The sequence below is a fragment of the Flavobacteriales bacterium genome (assembly GCA_025210805.1).
GTDB lineage: Bacteria > Bacteroidota > Bacteroidia > Flavobacteriales > CAJXXR01 > JAOAQX01.
Genome location: JAOAQX010000016.1, coordinates 1 through 16,753 on the forward strand (window position 1 = coordinate 1; position 16,753 = coordinate 16,753).

The window sequence follows — 16,753 nt, forward strand, 5'->3', positions numbered from 1 at the left end:
CATCCGTTTATATTTGAATTTGTATCAGCGTACATTCCAGAAGTCGTAATATTCATTCCACCAAAACTATAAGAAGCATCACAAGTAGAAATATTCATTGTATCTGATGATCCGGTGTTAAACACGATGTTCAATACTTCGATAGAATCACATCCGTTTACATTTGAATTTGTATCAGCATACATTCCTGCCGTAGTGATATTCATTCCACCGAAACTATAAGAAGCATCACAAGTAGATATATTCATCGTATCTGATGATCCGGTGTTAAACACAATGTTTAGAACTTCTATTGAATCACATCCGTTTACATTTGAATTTGTATCAGCGTACATTCCTGCCGTAGTGATATTCATTCCACCGAAGCTATAAGTAGCATCACAAGTAGAAACATTCATCGTATCTGATGATCCGGTGTTTATTGTTAAATTTAAAGTTACCACAGAATCACAACCTGCTATAGAAAGTAATGAATCAACATATATGGTATCATTCATAAAAGTAGTAGAACCATATATATACGACTCACAAGAAACAACTGTTAGTGTTGTATCTACTGTAGCACAAGGGCTAACTGCAGTGGCACACTCTGAAGTATGATTTCCTAAAGAATCGGTAAAATTCGCTCCTAAACTATTCCAATCTCCCACAGAATAAGTTAGCGAACCAATTTTTATAGCTGATTTACGCTGCAAAGTTACATCCTCGATATGATCAGATGAATTTCCAATTTCTCCAACAATATCTACAAGGATATTATTTTTATAGATTCCGACAGGATCATTTCCATTAAAGGTCATCGCTGAGCTTGATGTAACGGTGTCAGAAACAGCTTGTACAGCCGAAGGAGCTTGGTTATAACTAATCAGATAAACATCATGAGCGTTAATGGTTCCCTTAAGATTTAAAGAATTGGTATTCGATTGCGAACCAGAATTATGCTTTTTTAATACATAATCATTCAAATCAATCGCAGAAGAAGTTGGATTATAAAGCTCAATGGCTTTCGTATTTCCTTTTTCTGCATATTCAGAGATAAAGATTTCTGAACAATCTGGAGCAGGTAAAATAACGGTAACACTTGTTGTCACCACAGAATCACATCCCAAGAAACTCGATAGTGTATCTACTGCTGTGGTATCTGTAAAATAGGTTGTTCCGTGTACGATTACCGAATCACTTCCACTTTTTGAATCCGTAATTGTATAACTTGGGTGAACAATAATTTCATTAATTACGATACTATCGCAACCTCCCCCAAGTGGGAAAGTATCCAAAATGGTAGTATTCGTAAGGTAATACACACCGTTAAATTGCGTAGAATCACAATCTGAGAAAGTTAGGGTTGTATCCACATCACAGCTTGGTGGCTCACAAACTGAGTTATGCATTCCTAAACTATCGATATTGTTTACTGAAAGAGAATACCAATCACTAGCATCATAAGTTAGCTTACCTAGCTGTACATTATTTTTTCTAACCAACGTTTTATTTTGAGCAAAATTCGTTGTAGTTCCCACTGAACCTACGATATCCACTAATGCATTTCCTTTGAACAAACCAATAGCATCATTTCCTGAGAATGAAAGAACTGAATTAGTTGTTGTTGCGTCGGCTAAGTTTTTTGTAGTGTTAAATGCTGAATTATGTGCAACCGTATAAGTTCCATAAGCAGGAATTGAAGCGGTTGACCAAGACGAATAAATTGTACTATTGGGTGTGGTATTACTACCATCATATTTTCTTAATGAATAATTTGCTAAAGAAATTGCTGAAGCAGTTGGATTATATATTTCAATAGCACGGTTACTTGAATAACCTTCTAGATATTCTGTAATAAACAGTTCTGTACAAGGATTTGGTGATATATAAACTTCAATACTCGTAGAAATAACACTATCACAACCAAAAATGGAAGCCAGAGTATCTACAACAGTCGTATCTGCATAATAAGTAGTTCCATTAAATATTAAAGAATCTACTCCGTTTTCAGATTCCGAGACAGCATAACTCGGGTGAACAATGATTTGATTATAAATCAAACTATCACAACCCGCAGCGTTTGTTAAAGTATCAGTAATAGTTGTATTCGCTGTATAATACACTCCGTTAAACTGAGTACTATCACAATCAGAAAAAGTAAATGTCGTATCTGTAGCACATGCTGGCAAAGATGATTCACAGTCTGAGGTATGTTGATCTACATCCGAAAGACTCACGACTTCCCATTCAAGAGATGGATTAAATGTTGTTGGATTGGTAGTAACACCTTTTTTGACCGTACTTTTTCGTCTTAGTGTTTTATTAGCCGTTGATACTCCCCCTGAAGACCAAGAACTTCCTGGGTCATACCCTACTTCTCCTATTAAGTCAATCATGGTTGTCCCATTATACAAAGCAATAGCATCATCACCATTCCAAGATGCTCCACCACCAATATTGGTACCAGAACTTCCGTTTCCTACTTGGTGAACTCCATAAGAGGCTATCGTTCCAGAGAGTGCATAATCAACTCCTTCATTAAAGTCATCACCATTTACAAATTTGGTGATTTTATAACCCGAAAGGCTGATTGAGTTCCCTGTTGGGTTATACACCACAACAAATTTAGAACCACTTCCTGGTTCATTATAACCCGAAAAAAACAACTCTGAACAATCAGAGTTTGAATTTGAAGCCATATTCATTGCATCAGCAATAGAGACTTGATTCTCCTGGGCATTTATTTGACATAAAACTGTCTCTTGCCCAAAATCTCCTAAATAACCCTTGCTTGCATATCCTTCGTATGCATAGGAGGAGAAACTAAACGTGGTGAACGCCAACACAATGGCAAACATCTTTTTCATAATTCTGCTTAAATAATATCCGACAAATTTAATTTCTTTGATTCCAATACATTCACTTTGAAAATTAAGTAAAAGTTAATAAACAAAATGGTCTTGTAAATTCCAAATAATCACATCATGAACCCTAATATAGCTTTTAAATATTTTTTTTGTCCAAAAAAAAATGCCCACTGTTGTGGACATTCGTTTGTTCGTATATTTTAATAGATAATTCACCGATAATCAATGATAAACAACTGGAGTTTTCACTCGATCCTTGATCCATTCTCTTACCCCACCATGATCTACACAGTTGTTTCTTTCGATAGTCATCACTTTATGGCCGTCTCTACAATAAGCTCCAACTCTACTGGTTTGTAATTCAAACTTTATATGCCCTTTGGCTATAAAATTTTTCTTTACATACCCTTCTTTATTTCCCACTTTAATTTTAATCCAATTATCATTTGTGCTACCAATAGCATAGACATTTGCATATTTTTTTTGGGTGGACAATACTTCGGTACCCATATCGCTAGGCTCTGCATAAACTTTGGCACTTTCTACAATAATATGGCACTTGGTTTGTGCTTGAACAGAAACCGATAAAACCATAAAAAACAAGAGACTAAATAAGTATTTCATAACAACTCCAATTATTTTTTCTAAAATTTCTTCTATCTGATGATTTTTCAAATTTACCTATAAAATATAAGCTTTTCAAACAAGAAATCAATTTCGAAATTAAATAGTATCATTTTTGAACTAATTTGCTTATCTATATTAAAATTTGATCATGAGCATTTCAATTCCCATTTTGTTTTTTTCCCAGCTTGGATGTTTTTATTTATCTTGGACTAAAAAAACTACCAAATGAATATCGTTCACTATTTTCTACTTTTATTTTGCTTCCAAATACTTCAGTTGAATGCTCAAAATATTAAACAAGCTAAAGAAGATCTTAAAGTTCTTTGTTCAAAGGAAATGAACGGTAGAGGGTATTCTTTTGATGGTGTTCAAAAAGCTGAATTCTTCCTTAGTTCAAGAATTAAAAATATGGGATTGACTGTTCAAAAACATGCATTTGAACTTGATGCCAATGTGTTTGAGTCGAAAGTAAAGTTATCAATAGACGGGAAATGTCAAGTTGCAGGTAAGGATTTTATAGTAAATGCCTCGTCTCCTTCTCTAAAAGGGAAATATTATTTAAAAAAAATTGAGATCCAACAAGGGAAATCTGAGGTCGTTCGCCAAATTCAAAAATTGAAATCAAGCGAGATTGCTATTTTCGATCAAGAAGAAATTAACAGTAGTCCTCATAAAAATGATATTCAAGAAATTCTAAGAGCATTACCTTGGGTTCAAGACATAAAACCCGCTGGAGTGATTCTCTATAATCAATCAAAGCTTACTTTTTCGAGCAGTACAAAACAAGCACTGAGACCGCTTTTTTATACCACAAAAAATATTTCTAAGAATAAAAAAGCAAAAATAAATTTACACGCTAAATTGCTTAAAGATTATCCTACCAATAATATTCTTGTAGAAATTCCAGGAAAAAATACAGACAGTACGTACCTCATTACGGCACACTATGATCATATTGGAAACTTAGGGAAAAAAGTTTATTTCCCTGGTGCCAATGATAATGCTAGTGGTGTTGTTTTTCTATTAAATTTAATGGAGCATTTCTCTAAAAATAAACCTAAATATTCCCTTAAATTCATTCTCTTTTCGGGAGAAGAAATCGGACTTTTAGGTTCTCATGCTTTAGTTGAAGATCAAATTATTGATTTAAACTCGGTAAAATTCTTACTTAATTTTGATATTTTCGGTACAGGAGATGAAGGCGTACAAATTGTCAATTCATCTTTATATAAAAAAGAATATCAACTATTTAAAGAAATCAATAAAGAAAAACAACTAATACCTGCTATAAAAGAAAGAGGCTATGCTTGTAATTCTGATCATTGTGCTTTTGAAAAAGAAGGAGTTAAAACATTTTTCTTTTACACCCTAGGCGGGATAAGAGCCTATCATGATATTTACGATAAATCTGAAACACTACCTCTCACGGAGTTCGAAGATTTACACAAATTAGTAGTCAGTTTTATCGAACGAAATTAAGGGGTAAAAAATCCTTTTAATTCAGATTCCCATTCTTCAATGGTTTTTTGCTCGTATGCTTTATAAAAACTAAACCATTCTCTTGTTCCTTCGTTATAGTAAACAACTGCTTTATAAAAACCCTCGTCTAAAGAATGAACATCAATTTTTAGATCTGTACCCTGTTCTCCCTCTTGTGATATCAAAGAATATTCCTTGATGTCTGTATCTAAATAAGAAAAACGAGAATTTTCAAACTCGATACTTTCAAACATATTCGTGGTTTCTCCAGGTAAAATAAAAACCTTTTCAATAGATACTTCAGGATTCCAAGTATAGATATTCAATTCTCCTATACTAGGATTTGGATAATACTGAGTTAAGTAACCATAATTATTAGGATTTCCTACAGTTGTATGACCATCAGATTGTTTTGGTCTTAACTCTGTTCCTGTTACCATTTTCTCTCCTTGAGAATAACTAAACTGGTCTCCACATGAAATAAGAGACCAGCTAAATAACAATATGATTAAATAGTTTTTTTTCACAAATATCTTTTTATACCGTTTACGTTGTTAATTTACCTATATATTTTGTTTCTTTTTCGAAGTTTTTCGTTGTAGAACATCTCTTAATCCTCCCGAAAAGTCAGAACAAGCTCTGGAATTCAAATCCCTCCCGAAAAGTCGGGACAAACTATTTGAAGGAGGTAAGGGGATGTTGCATATTGTTTCATAATCGAATAGCATTTCTTTAGTTTCTTTTTATAGGGGGTGTTTACTTTGTGTAACATCCCCCTTCCCCTCCCGAAAAATCGGGACAAGCTATTCAAAGGGGCTTATGACAGTGAGTAAATTAACACCATAAATGGTATTACTTGTTTGCATCAATCAATATTTGTAAAATTTCAATAGCGGCTTTGGCAATCACTGTTCCTGGGCCAAAAACACCAGCAACACCAGCTTCATATAAATACTCATAATCTTGCGGAGGAATCACTCCTCCTGCTATTACCATGATATCTTCTCTTCCTAGGTTTTCTAACTCCTCTATCACTTTAGGAACTAAAGTTTTATGACCTGCTGCTAAAGAAGAAACCCCCAGAATATGAACATCATTTTCAACAGCCTGTTTCGCTGCCTCTTGAGGTGTTTGAAAAAGTGGACCTATATCTACATCAAAACCTAAATCTGCAAAAGCTGTGGAGATTACTTTGGCTCCTCTATCATGACCGTCTTGTCCCATTTTGGCAACCATAATTCTCGGTCTTCTTCCGTCAATTTCTGCAAATTCGTCACTCAATTGTAGGGCTTTTTGAAAATACTCATCTCCCTTAGCTTCTTTCATATACACACCTTTTATGGATCTTGTTACGGCTTTAAATCTCCCAAAATGTTTCTCTAAAGCGTCTGATATTTCACCTAAACTAGCCCTTTTTCTTGCAGCATCTACAGACAATGCCAGTAGGTTCCCATCACCTGTTTTGGCAGATTCACTCAGTTTGTTTAGCGCATCTTGCACTTCTTTTTCGTTTCTTTCTGCTCTTAGTTTTGTGAGTCTTTCTATTTGTGCAATCCTTACGGCAGTGTTATCAACTTCAAGGGTATCTATTGCCGTTTCTTTTTCAAGGCGATACGCATTTACTCCTACAATGATATCTTTACCACTATCTATTCTTGCTTGCTTTTTGGCAGCAGCTTCTTCTATTCTCATTTTGGGGAGTCCGGTCTCAATTGCTTTAGACATCCCTCCTAGTTCTTCTATTTCTTGAATGAGTTTCCAAGCTTTATCAGCAATTTCTTTAGTCAGATTTTCTACAAAATAAGAGCCACCCCATGGATCCACCGTTCTACAAGTTTCTGTTTCTTTTTGAATAAAAATTTGAGTGTTTCTCGCTATTCTTGCCGAAAAATCTGTGGGTAATGCAATTGCCTCATCCAATGCATTGGTATGTAGTGATTGTGTTCCTCCAAAAGAGGCTGCCATGGCTTCAAATAGCGTTCTTCCTACATTGTTAAAAGGATCTTGCTCCGTAAGACTCCACCCACTTGTTTGACAATGCGTTCTAAGAGACATCGATTTAGGATTTTTTGGTTTGAATTGACTCATCAATTTTGCCCAAAGCATTCTGGCGGCACGCATTTTGGCAATTTCCATAAAATGATTCATCCCTATTGCCCAAAAGAAAGAAAGTCTTGGAGCAAAGCTATCAATATCCATTCCTGCTGCAATTCCTGTTTTTACATATTCTAAACCATCAGCAAGGGTGTAAGCCAGCTCAATATCAGCTGTTGCACCAGCCTCTTGCATGTGATATCCCGAAATAGAAATAGAATTAAATTTCGGCATATTTTGAGAAGTATATTCAAAAATATCTGCAATGATTTTCATAGAATGCTTTGGAGGATAGATATAGGTATTTCTCACCATAAACTCCTTCAAAATGTCATTCTGAATAGTACCACTGAGTTTTTCTTGAGGTACGCCTTGTTCTTCTGCCGCAACAATATAAAATGCCAAAATAGGTAAAACGGCTCCATTCATAGTCATTGAAACAGACATCTTATCCAAAGGAATTCCATCAAAAAGAATTTTCATATCCAAAATGGAATCGATGGCTACACCTGCTTTTCCTACATCACCCACCACTCTATCGTGATCACTATCATATCCTCTGTGTGTGGCTAAATCAAAGGCTACCGAAAGTCCTTTTTGACCTGCTGCTAGGTTTCTTTTATAAAATGCGTTGGATTCTTCTGCGGTTGAAAAACCTGCATATTGCCTAATCGTCCAAGGTCTTCTCACATACATAGTTGAATAGGGTCCTCTAAGATTTGGAGCAATTCCTGCCACAAAATCAATATGAGAAAGACCTTCTTCATCCTCTTTATCATAGGCGTTTTGATAGGTGATTTCTTCGGGACTTTCCCAAGATTCTTCCTTTTTGAAAGATTTTGATTCTTGAGTTTGATAAGGTATTTGGCTAAAATCTTTTTTCATTTGGCTATTATTTTTCAGAATCCAATCTTTTTTGTTCGTCCTGCCAAGCAATTCGCATCGCTGGAATATGGTAATTTGCAAAAGGAGCAAGTTCTTTTTCCAATTCTTCTTTTAATGAATCATTTGGATTTGGGTAAAGATTCGTCCCTAACAAAGGTTTTTCTTGACACTCGTATCTTTCCACATCTTTGAGATGATGATCGGCTAGCTTGGATTTTAATTTCCCAGAATTACAATATTCTTTTAGACTTTCTTGCTCTAATTCTTGAAAAAATTGATACGCTTTCTTTTCAAGCTCCGATGTTATTGTTTCTATATAATAAGCTCCATTCCCAGCATCTGCAACTTGATGTATATTAGATTCCTCCTTGAGCATTATTTGCTGATTTCTTGAAATATGCGCTGAAAACTCATTAGGATTCTTATACACAATATCGTAAGGCATAGAAACTATTGCTTGAGCTCCACCTAATGCCGCAGATAAAATTTCGGACCCGATTCTTAGCATATTCACATTTGGATCATACAAAGTTTTATTTCTTAAACTATTCTCGACACTAAAAAATGTTTGAGCAGTAGTATCATACTCTTTGGCAAGAAAATGAATCATATTTCTGAATGCACGCTGTTTGGAGATTTCAAAGAAAAAGTTTCCTCCATTGGCAAGTTTTATATGCAAAGAATTGAAAACTTCTTTTCCAAATTCTTCCACATATTCTTGTATCAATGAAGCTCCAATTGCAATTTGCTCAAACATTCTTGCTCCAGAATTCTGTAAATAAGTAAGATCTATACAATAAGTAAAGTTTGCCTTTTCTACTCGTTTAATCCCCTCAAAATACGCCCCAAGATCCATTCTTCCAGATTGAAAAAATGAAGATAAAATATCATAATCTAATCGCAATACAACCGTTTCTTTTTCTTCAGAAGAAAGACCTTGGTAAAAATCGTTTACTAAATGAAAATTATGGGACTTTAATACGAAAGTTAAACCGATGTTTTGCACATAAACATTCTGAAAAAGCAAAGAAAAATCCACATTTGAAGCTCCTCCAAAATCTATTCTTAATCCCGAAACTCCTTTGTTTAAAAGAGATAAAATAAGTCCATTTGTATCGGCCTCATTCTGATAATGAATATTTTCAACAATTTCCCAATTCCCTAATTCAAAATTGAGTCCATTGCTCGTTCTATCTTCTTTAGTGTATGCCGGATTTACTGATATACCTTCATCAGATTGCCAAATAAGAGTTTCCTCAAAATCAGCACCCTTGAGGTCTGTAATAATCTTCTCATGCCAGCTCTTTGCGCTTTGTTTTTCAAAAGTTTCGAACATTTTATCTATTTTGTGGATAATTAGAGAGCTAAAATACTTATTTTTGAGCATTAAAATATTGGTGACTTACCGATTATTCTATAAACTTTACAGAAATACAATGAAAAAAGGACTCATTACACTGCTATTGTTTTTTGTTTCAATCTCTTCTTTTGCTCAATATGAGATCAGACATCATATTACTGCTGGGATTAGTTATTCCAATTTATTTGCTTGGAATAAAGATACTTTTGAATTGGCGGCAAATGAATTTGTTCACGAACACGCAGTCAGTAATCCTAATATAAAACAAAATTATCGCAAGAATGATTTAGCTTTTAAATCAGTGGGGAAAATGAATGGTTTCATCGGTTATAGAATGACTATGGATTTCAACAAAAGATTTAGCTTAGATTTTGGAGCTACCTTAATCAGAAAATCTTATGATACAGAAGTCAATAGGGAAATTTATAATTACGACACACACCGAGACATGTATAGACTCATTCCAGAATTCTGGTTTCCGAGTAAACAGTTAATGGATTATGATGAAGGTTTTGAAGCATATTTCTTAGAATTCCCTGTAAAGTATAAACAAAATATTAATAGTATTATTTCTCTTTACGGAGGAGTCACTTTTGGTGTACTCATGTATAGCAATAACAAAAACAAAGTTTTAGGTGTTAATAGAATAGACAGGACAGTATCTGAAGGAAAAACAAGCTATGTAATCTATCAGTATAACACAAATTTAGCTACAGATATTTCTTCTTCTGTGGGAATCGATTTTAACTTCTATGACAATGTTGCTGTTTTCCTACAGTTAGATTATGGTTTAATGTCTATAGACAATCATAGAGATAGTAGAATCAAATTTGTGGGTCTCCGCTTAGGAACAGCAATTACTTTTGCAAAGGTTCACTAAAAAAATGTGAGAAATATTGCTTTTAATAGGCGAAAATATCTCCCTCTTTTTCCATCAATATAGACTGTAACCCACATCACGGGTTATAACATTTATTTGAGCTAACTTGGATTGATTTTTAACAAAAACACAGAGTTATGCACAGTCAAATATTAATAATTGGTGGTGGTACAGGTGGAATAATGACCGCTACCAAACTAAAAAAGGAATATCCGAAAGCAGAAATTGCAATCATAGAACCTTCTGATAAACATTATTATCAGCCTGCATGGACATTGGTGGGTGCCAATGCTTATTCTTATGACAAAACCGTGCGACCTGAAGCTTCTGTAATGCCCAAATGGGCAAACTGGATTAAGGATTATGCCGAGTCATTTGCCCCAGAAAATAATACCTGTACACTTCGTTCTGGAAAAACTATTACTTATGATTTCCTTATTCTCAGCCCTGGAATCCAAATAGATTTAGATGGGATTGAAGGTTTGGCAGAAACTATGGGAAAAAATGGGGTTTGTTCAAACTATGTTGACCCTAACTATACTTGGGAAGTTCTGAAAAATTTCAAAGGTGGAAATGCCATTTTCACTTTACCCATTACGCCAATAAAATGCGGAGGAGCTCCTCAAAAAATCATGTATTTAGCAGATGATTATTTTGTAAAATCTGGTGTAAAAGAACAAACCGATGTTATTTTTGCCACTCCTGGTGGTGTAATCTTTGGAGTAACACCTTTTAAGGAAGAACTTGAGAGAATTATTGACAAAAGAAAAATACACACTCAATATAATCATGCCCCAATAAAAATTGATGGTGAGAAAAAAGAAATTACTTTCAGGCTCACCGCCGAAGAAGAAGGTGGTTGTATTATTACCTCAGATGGAAAAGAGGTATTTGCCAATACCGAAGGTAATTTTGAAGTAACCGAAAAATTTGACATGCTTCACTTGGCTCCGCCACAATCGGCTCCCGATTTTATTAAAAATTCCCCCTTTGCAAACGAAACAGGATGGATCGATGTAGATATAAACACGCTGCAACACAATAAATATCCGAATGTTTTTGCTCTTGGAGATGCCGCAGCACTACCTACTGCAAAAACAGGGGCAGCAATAAGAAAGCAAGCTCCAGTTGTTGCGGGAAACATCAAACATTTAATAGAATCTGGAAAATTAGGAGAGAAAAAATACTATGGATATTCTTCTTGTCCATTAGTAACTGGATATGGTAAAATGTTATTAGCAGAATTTAAGTATGATAATGTTCGAGACTCAGACCCCATGTTAAGCAAACTAATGGACACAGGTAAAGAATCTTGGTTTATGTGGGTACTTAAAAAATACGGACTTCCATATTTGTACTGGAACCAAATGATGAAAGGTAAAATGATGGACTAATCCATTATGAGTCATCCTTATCCTAGAGCTTTCATTTTCTTGAAGGCTCTTTTTTATTGGTATCTATTTCTCCAATTTATTCTATGTTAAAATATTTTTATTCTTTTTAACCAAAACTACCTAAAAGGAAAGCATATTTTCACTTAATATTAATTATTTTTGGATACCAAAATTATGCCTTGACAGGCCTGCACTGTAAAACGCATAAATCAAGAAAATTAAAATCAAACTATATGAATTGGACTTCTAAAGTTGTTGCATTTTCCCTACTAATGGGAAGCTCAGTAGCCATGGCTCAACATGGAAATACTGAAGTTGACAAAGACATCCTAAACTGGTATAACAACAGTAAAACAGGGGTAAGAACAGACAAGGCTTATGCCGAACTATTGAAAGGAAGAAAATCTAAGCCAACAGTAGTTGGAGTAATTGACTCTGGAGTAGATATTGAGCACGAAGACCTTAAAGGGAAAATTTGGGTAAACAAAGGAGAAATCCCAAATAACGGTATTGACGATGACAAAAATGGATATATTGATGATATTCATGGATGGAATTTCTTAGGAAATGCAGACGGAAGAAATGCCAATGATGCACAGCTTGAAGTAACGAGAATTTATGCTCGTTTGATGAAAAAATTCGATGGTAAAGAAGAATCGGAAATTGCTAAAGCTGATTTGAAAGACTACAAATATTACCTTAAGGTAAAAGAAGTAGTTACCAGTAAAAGAGAAAGTGCAAAAGCAGGAATGGATCGTATGAAATCTATCCAGTCTTCAATAGAAAAAGCACATAGCAAAATGGTAGAAAAATATGGTGAAGACTATACTGCCAAAGATATTACCAAAGAAATGGAAGAGACAAAAATGTCTGATCCTAAACAAAAAATGGCTTTTGCCTCTTTGGAAAACAAAGATGCAATGCTAGAAAGACTCAAAGGTGGTCTAGACTATTTCTCTGGTCAATATAATTACTACTACAACCCAGATTTTACAGGTGATAGAGATATCATCGGTGATAAACCTTCAGATTTCTCTGATACACAATATGGAAATGGCGACGTAGAAGGTCCTGATGCTGGACACGGAACGCACTGTGCGGGAATCATTGGAGCAAACAGAGGAAACGGAATTGGGAATGATGGAGTTGCTGATAATGCAATCATCATGTCTCTAAGAGCCGTTCCTAATGGTGATGAAAGAGATAAAGACATCGCTTTAGCTATTCGTTATGCCGTAGATAACGGAGCGCAAGTTGTAAGTATGAGTTTCGGGAAAGACTACCCAGAAAATAGTGCTGAAGTGATCAAAGCAATTCGTTATGCTGAGAAAAAAGGTGTTTTACTAGTGCATGCTGCTGGTAATGATGGAAAAGATGTAGATGTTGAACCTAAATTCCCAACATCAATGTATCCAAGTATGTCAGAAAGATTTACTAACTGGTTAGACATAGGTGCTGCAACAAGATTTGAAAAACCACAATACAAAAAAATGAAAAGAGATAAGTGGTGGAAAATCTGGAAGAAACGCAAAAAAGTAAAAACATACAACGGTCGTGCAGCTTCTTTCTCAAACTATGGAGATAAAAAAGTAGATATTTTTGCACCAGGAAAAGAGATTTACTCAACAATTCCTCAATCAGATTACGCTACATTCCAAGGAACTTCAATGGCTTGTCCTATGGTGTCTGGTCTTGCAGCTCTTTTGAAATCATATTTCCCTGAGTTAACCATGTTTGAAATTCGTGATATTATCTTAAAATCTGCTAATCGTGATGATTTTAAAGTAATCAAACCAGGAAAAGGAAAAAAAGGTCCTGAAACAGTGAAATTCTCAAGTTTATCAAGAGAAGGTGGAATTATTGATGTTTACAATGCAGTAAAAATGGCTATTGAAAAAACTTCAAAATAGTATCCCTACCATAAAATAAGATTTACCCATTCTCAAAATAATATTGAGAATGGGTATTTTTTTTTCGTCACAAATTTGTTATTTATACCATACGTTTTAGTAAGTAATCAAGTTTTATATTTATCCTACGATATAGTCGTCTTCTAAAATCTTGAACATTCATTAACGAAAAGAACAATTTATATTAACACTTTCTGTATAATTTTATCGAAATAATAAAAACACATGAACCTGATAGTATTTGATATAGACGGAACCCTTACTGATACAAAAAAAGCAGATGATAATTGCTTGGAAGAAACCATGAAAAAGCTTTTTGGAATTTCTTTAGATGGAATTTCTTGGGAAGATTTCCCCCATGCTACAGACTGGTGTATTAGCCAAGAAATTTTCAAAAAACACTTTAATAGGCTACCTTCTGAAGAAGAATACCAAGAAATCAAATCTGTATTTTTAACTTTACTTCATCAACAATTACAAGAAAAACCTTGGCGATTTAAAGAAATACCTGGTGCCAAAAAGTTTTTAGAGATTCTTCAAATGTTGCCCGATTTCCATATTGCATTTGCAACTGGCTCTTGGGAACAGTCCGGTTTACTCAAACTACAAGGGAGTAATATATTAGATAAAAAAACGAGTAGTAATTATGTAATCTCCAATAGTGATTTGTTTATTAGCAGAGAAAATATTGTGTTGAATGCGATTCACCAAATGGAGTATACTCATAAAACAAGATATCAAAACGTATTGTATTTTGGCGATGGATCTTGGGATTTAAAAACCTGTAAAAACCTTTGTATTCCAATAATTGGTGTTGATTTTCATAAAGATAATCAGTTATTAAATTTGGGATTAAGTGAAATCATTCACGATTATATTAATATTGAGATGGTTATGAATACGATTTATCGTAATCTATCAAATCCCGTTATTTGTCATAAAAATTCCAAACAATACCAAATCTAAAAGTTTGATGTTTCCACACATGGTGTGGAGCAATATAGTTTCCATCCTTTTTGACAAATCTGGTTAAGTTTTCATATAGAATATACCCAGTAAAGGATTCTACTTTCATCGTTAAAAAGAAATCTAACATTGGGTAATTTCCTACTTTTATATCATTTTGGATATAAAACTGACTCGTAGAAGGCATGAATTGATTGGCATAATAAGAACTAAAATATTCCAACTGAAAGCCTGCTGTAAAATGAGCTGCTCCAAGCCATTGAAACTTAACTCCTCCTAAAAGTGTTCCATGAAATTTTGGGTATCTTATATAGTTTCCTTCAACCTGCTGAAACCTCAACATACCTTTAGTGACCCAGCGTTTGTTTTCTTTAATATAATTAGCCTCTAGACCTAATATATGTTGATTTTCTGAGGTTTGCTCTGGTCTTTTTGCAGAATTAATAAAGATAAAATCATTAAAAGAATTGAAAAAACCAGTTACCTTCAAGTCTCTAATGGGCTGATAATGCAATATGATATCTGTCCTTTTAGTGGTCTTTAATTTTTGATTCCACTCATAGAAATTTGAACGATATCTGGTGTGAAACCAGCTGGGGTAAGACTCTTTATAAGCCAAAGAAGCAGAAAGATAATCCGTTAAATCATACTGTATATTTCCTTGTAAAATACTTGATTCATTTTCTCTTTGCCGAATTTCCATTTGTCCTGAAATTCTATTTTTCCATCTATAGTCAGCATTTAAGCCATATTCCGTATAAGTTGTTGAAAAATCATTATTAAGATAACGACTTCTTTGTATGAAAAAACCACCCTTGAGCTGCCAGTTTTCATTCTGATAAAAAAGTTTTATATCTTGTGAGAGAACAGAAGTATTGACTGAATCAATTGCGTTCCCTGTACTGTCTTTTACCGTTTCATAAAACGGTTTAGAAATATGTGCACCATAAAAAACACTGGGTTGAAACATTGGATCTCTATCCTGAAATTTTTCATTTGAAGAGCGAATTTTGGTATGCGCTTCTACCCCACTCTTCACCAGACTATCTTTTTTCAAATAGATTCTATTCTCCCACATCCACAAGTTAAAAGTTTGTGTATTTTGTGCTTGATCTGAAAGTAAAACAGGGATTGCTCGTTCGTTTGATTCTAAATCTTCGTTATAAACTGTGTCGTTAGCCAAACCTCCGTTTTCTAACAAAAGTGATTTACGATGTGTGTAAGATAATTTAGATTCATATTTCTTTTGGTATGGATGTAATTTCACTTCCGCCTTTAAAAAGGTATGTTCTTTTGATTCATTTTGAAAGAAACCTTGTGAAGAAATTCTATGATAAAAAACTCCGAAAGAAAAATCTCGAAATAACTGGGTATGGGTTGCTTCAATATTCTGACTTCTTTTATTGGTCTTTTTATAGTGGAATCTTAAAAATTTATAAGTAGGAGAATAAGGTAATGAGTCTTTAGACATCCTGTATAAATCATAAGCACTTTCTTTAAATGGATTCTGATACAGTTTGATTTCCAAAGGTCTTAAAGACTGATATGCACCCCCTATATTTGACATGGCATAATGCCCTTGAAGATTTACATTTCCCACATCACTTTTAAGCAATCCTGCATAGTTTATTGCATTATTTCTCTCCTTAAACTCTAAGCTATCTTGCTGAGCAAAAGCAATATTTGATATTACGATAAGAAATAAAAGTATGACTTTACGGATCATCCAGCTATGACGATTTTTAAGTTTCCTAAAAATAATTTGACCGCTATTGCCATCAAAATAATTCCAAAGATACGCCTCATCACATCAATTCCACCTTTTCCTAATAATCTTTCTAGCTTTTTAGTCGTTTTTAAAACTAAATAAACAAATGCAAGATTGATGAGTACGCCAAAAATAATATTAATCATGTCGAACTCGGCTCTCAATGAAATTAATGTAGTTAAAGTTCCAGAACCTGCTATTAAGGGAAAAGCTATAGGTACAATTTCTCCTGTTCTAGATTCTCCATCTTCCTTAAATATTTCGATATTAAGAATCATCTCTAAGGCAAGAAAAAACATTACAATAGCACCAGCAATGGCAAAAGAAGGAATATCAAGATGAATCAGCTTGAGTATTTTTTCACCCAAAAAAAGGAAGGCAATCATAATTCCACCTGAAACTAAAGTCGCTTTTTCAGATTGAATATGCCCCATTTTGGTTCGTAGATCAATAATAATGGGAACGGAACCCAGAATATCAATAACGGCAAACAAAGTAAGTGAGATCGTAATAATTTCGGAAAAATTCATAGTTTCATGTT

At 34.2% G+C, this 16,753-nt stretch carries 12 protein-coding genes; 5 read left to right on the top strand and 7 right to left on the bottom strand.

Annotation, left to right across the window (positions count from 1 at the left end):
- On the bottom strand, window positions 1-2,849 hold a 2,849-nt coding region (locus tag N4A45_06360), incomplete at its 3' end, for a lamin tail domain-containing protein (GenBank protein MCT4664840.1).
- A gap of 222 nt (window positions 2,850-3,071) precedes the next feature.
- Entirely contained in the window at window positions 3,072-3,473 is a 402-nt protein-coding gene (locus N4A45_06365; protein ID MCT4664841.1) for a hypothetical protein, read from the bottom strand.
- Window positions 3,474-3,701: 228 nt separating this feature from the next.
- Here N4A45_06365 and N4A45_06370 point away from each other — a divergent pair, with 228 nt between their 5' ends.
- Window positions 3,702-4,955, top strand: coding sequence for a M28 family metallopeptidase (locus N4A45_06370; protein ID MCT4664842.1), 1,254 nt, complete (start codon window positions 3,702-3,704; stop codon window positions 4,953-4,955).
- Here N4A45_06370 and N4A45_06375 read toward each other — a convergent pair.
- From N4A45_06375 to N4A45_06385, 3 genes are all read right to left on the bottom strand, one after another.
- The gene (locus tag N4A45_06375) at window positions 4,952-5,482 is read right to left on the bottom strand and encodes a hypothetical protein (GenBank protein MCT4664843.1); all 531 of its coding nucleotides are present in this window, start codon (window positions 5,480-5,482) and stop codon (window positions 4,952-4,954) included. The two genes, N4A45_06370 and N4A45_06375, sit on opposite strands and share 4 nt — an antisense overlap.
- Before the next feature lie 325 nt (window positions 5,483-5,807).
- Complete coding sequence (gene scpA, locus N4A45_06380) at window positions 5,808-7,934, bottom strand: methylmalonyl-CoA mutase (GenBank protein MCT4664844.1); 2,127 nt, start codon at window positions 7,932-7,934, stop codon at window positions 5,808-5,810.
- Between the two features lie 7 nt (window positions 7,935-7,941).
- The gene (locus N4A45_06385) at window positions 7,942-9,270 is read right to left on the bottom strand and encodes a methylmalonyl-CoA mutase family protein (protein ID MCT4664845.1); all 1,329 of its coding nucleotides are present in this window, start codon (window positions 9,268-9,270) and stop codon (window positions 7,942-7,944) included.
- A 100-nt stretch (window positions 9,271-9,370) separates the two neighbouring features.
- On the opposite strand from N4A45_06385, the gene N4A45_06390 reads away from it, so the two are divergent.
- The 4 genes from N4A45_06390 (at window position 9,371) to N4A45_06405 (ending at window position 14,444) form a co-directional block, all read left to right on the top strand.
- The gene (locus tag N4A45_06390) at window positions 9,371-10,174 is read left to right on the top strand and encodes an outer membrane beta-barrel protein (protein MCT4664846.1); all 804 of its coding nucleotides are present in this window, start codon (window positions 9,371-9,373) and stop codon (window positions 10,172-10,174) included.
- A gap of 137 nt (window positions 10,175-10,311) precedes the next feature.
- Window positions 10,312-11,568, top strand: a complete 1,257-nt coding sequence (locus N4A45_06395) for an NAD(P)/FAD-dependent oxidoreductase (GenBank protein MCT4664847.1) — start codon at window positions 10,312-10,314, stop codon at window positions 11,566-11,568.
- 233 nt (window positions 11,569-11,801) lie between these two features.
- Window positions 11,802-13,478, top strand: a complete 1,677-nt coding sequence (locus N4A45_06400; GenBank protein MCT4664848.1) for a S8 family serine peptidase — start codon at window positions 11,802-11,804, stop codon at window positions 13,476-13,478.
- Between the two features lie 225 nt (window positions 13,479-13,703).
- Window positions 13,704-14,444 (top strand): HAD hydrolase-like protein, encoded by a 741-nt coding sequence (locus tag N4A45_06405; GenBank protein ID MCT4664849.1) that lies wholly within the window; start codon window positions 13,704-13,706, stop codon window positions 14,442-14,444.
- On the opposite strand, the gene N4A45_06410 is transcribed toward N4A45_06405, so the two are convergent.
- Both N4A45_06410 and N4A45_06415 read right to left on the bottom strand, forming a co-directional pair.
- The gene (locus tag N4A45_06410; GenBank protein ID MCT4664850.1) at window positions 14,407-16,170 is read right to left on the bottom strand and encodes a putative porin; all 1,764 of its coding nucleotides are present in this window, start codon (window positions 16,168-16,170) and stop codon (window positions 14,407-14,409) included. The genes N4A45_06405 and N4A45_06410 overlap by 38 nt on opposite strands.
- Window positions 16,167-16,742 (bottom strand): MarC family protein, encoded by a 576-nt coding sequence (locus tag N4A45_06415; GenBank protein ID MCT4664851.1) that lies wholly within the window; start codon window positions 16,740-16,742, stop codon window positions 16,167-16,169. The genes N4A45_06410 and N4A45_06415 overlap by 4 nt, the downstream gene beginning before the upstream one ends.
- Window positions 16,743-16,753: the final 11 nt, after the last annotated feature.

Excerpts from the sequence above, each read along its gene's own strand:
- N4A45_06365 (MCT4664841.1), bottom strand. The coding sequence starts at position 3,473 with ATGAAATACTTATTTAGTCTCTTGTTTTTTATGGTTTTATCGGTTTCT.
- N4A45_06370 (MCT4664842.1), top strand. The coding sequence starts at position 3,702 with ATGAATATCGTTCACTATTTTCTACTTTTATTTTGCTTCCAAATACTT.
- scpA (MCT4664844.1), bottom strand. The coding sequence starts at position 7,934 with ATGAAAAAAGATTTTAGCCAAATACCTTATCAAACTCAAGAATCAAAA.
- N4A45_06385 (MCT4664845.1), bottom strand. The coding sequence starts at position 9,270 with ATGTTCGAAACTTTTGAAAAACAAAGCGCAAAGAGCTGGCATGAGAAG.
- N4A45_06390 (MCT4664846.1), top strand. The coding sequence starts at position 9,371 with ATGAAAAAAGGACTCATTACACTGCTATTGTTTTTTGTTTCAATCTCT.
- N4A45_06395 (MCT4664847.1), top strand. The coding sequence starts at position 10,312 with ATGCACAGTCAAATATTAATAATTGGTGGTGGTACAGGTGGAATAATG.
- N4A45_06400 (MCT4664848.1), top strand. The coding sequence starts at position 11,802 with ATGAATTGGACTTCTAAAGTTGTTGCATTTTCCCTACTAATGGGAAGC.
- N4A45_06405 (MCT4664849.1), top strand. The coding sequence starts at position 13,704 with ATGAACCTGATAGTATTTGATATAGACGGAACCCTTACTGATACAAAA.
- N4A45_06410 (MCT4664850.1), bottom strand. The coding sequence starts at position 16,170 with ATGATCCGTAAAGTCATACTTTTATTTCTTATCGTAATATCAAATATT.
- N4A45_06415 (MCT4664851.1), bottom strand. The coding sequence starts at position 16,742 with ATGAATTTTTCCGAAATTATTACGATCTCACTTACTTTGTTTGCCGTT.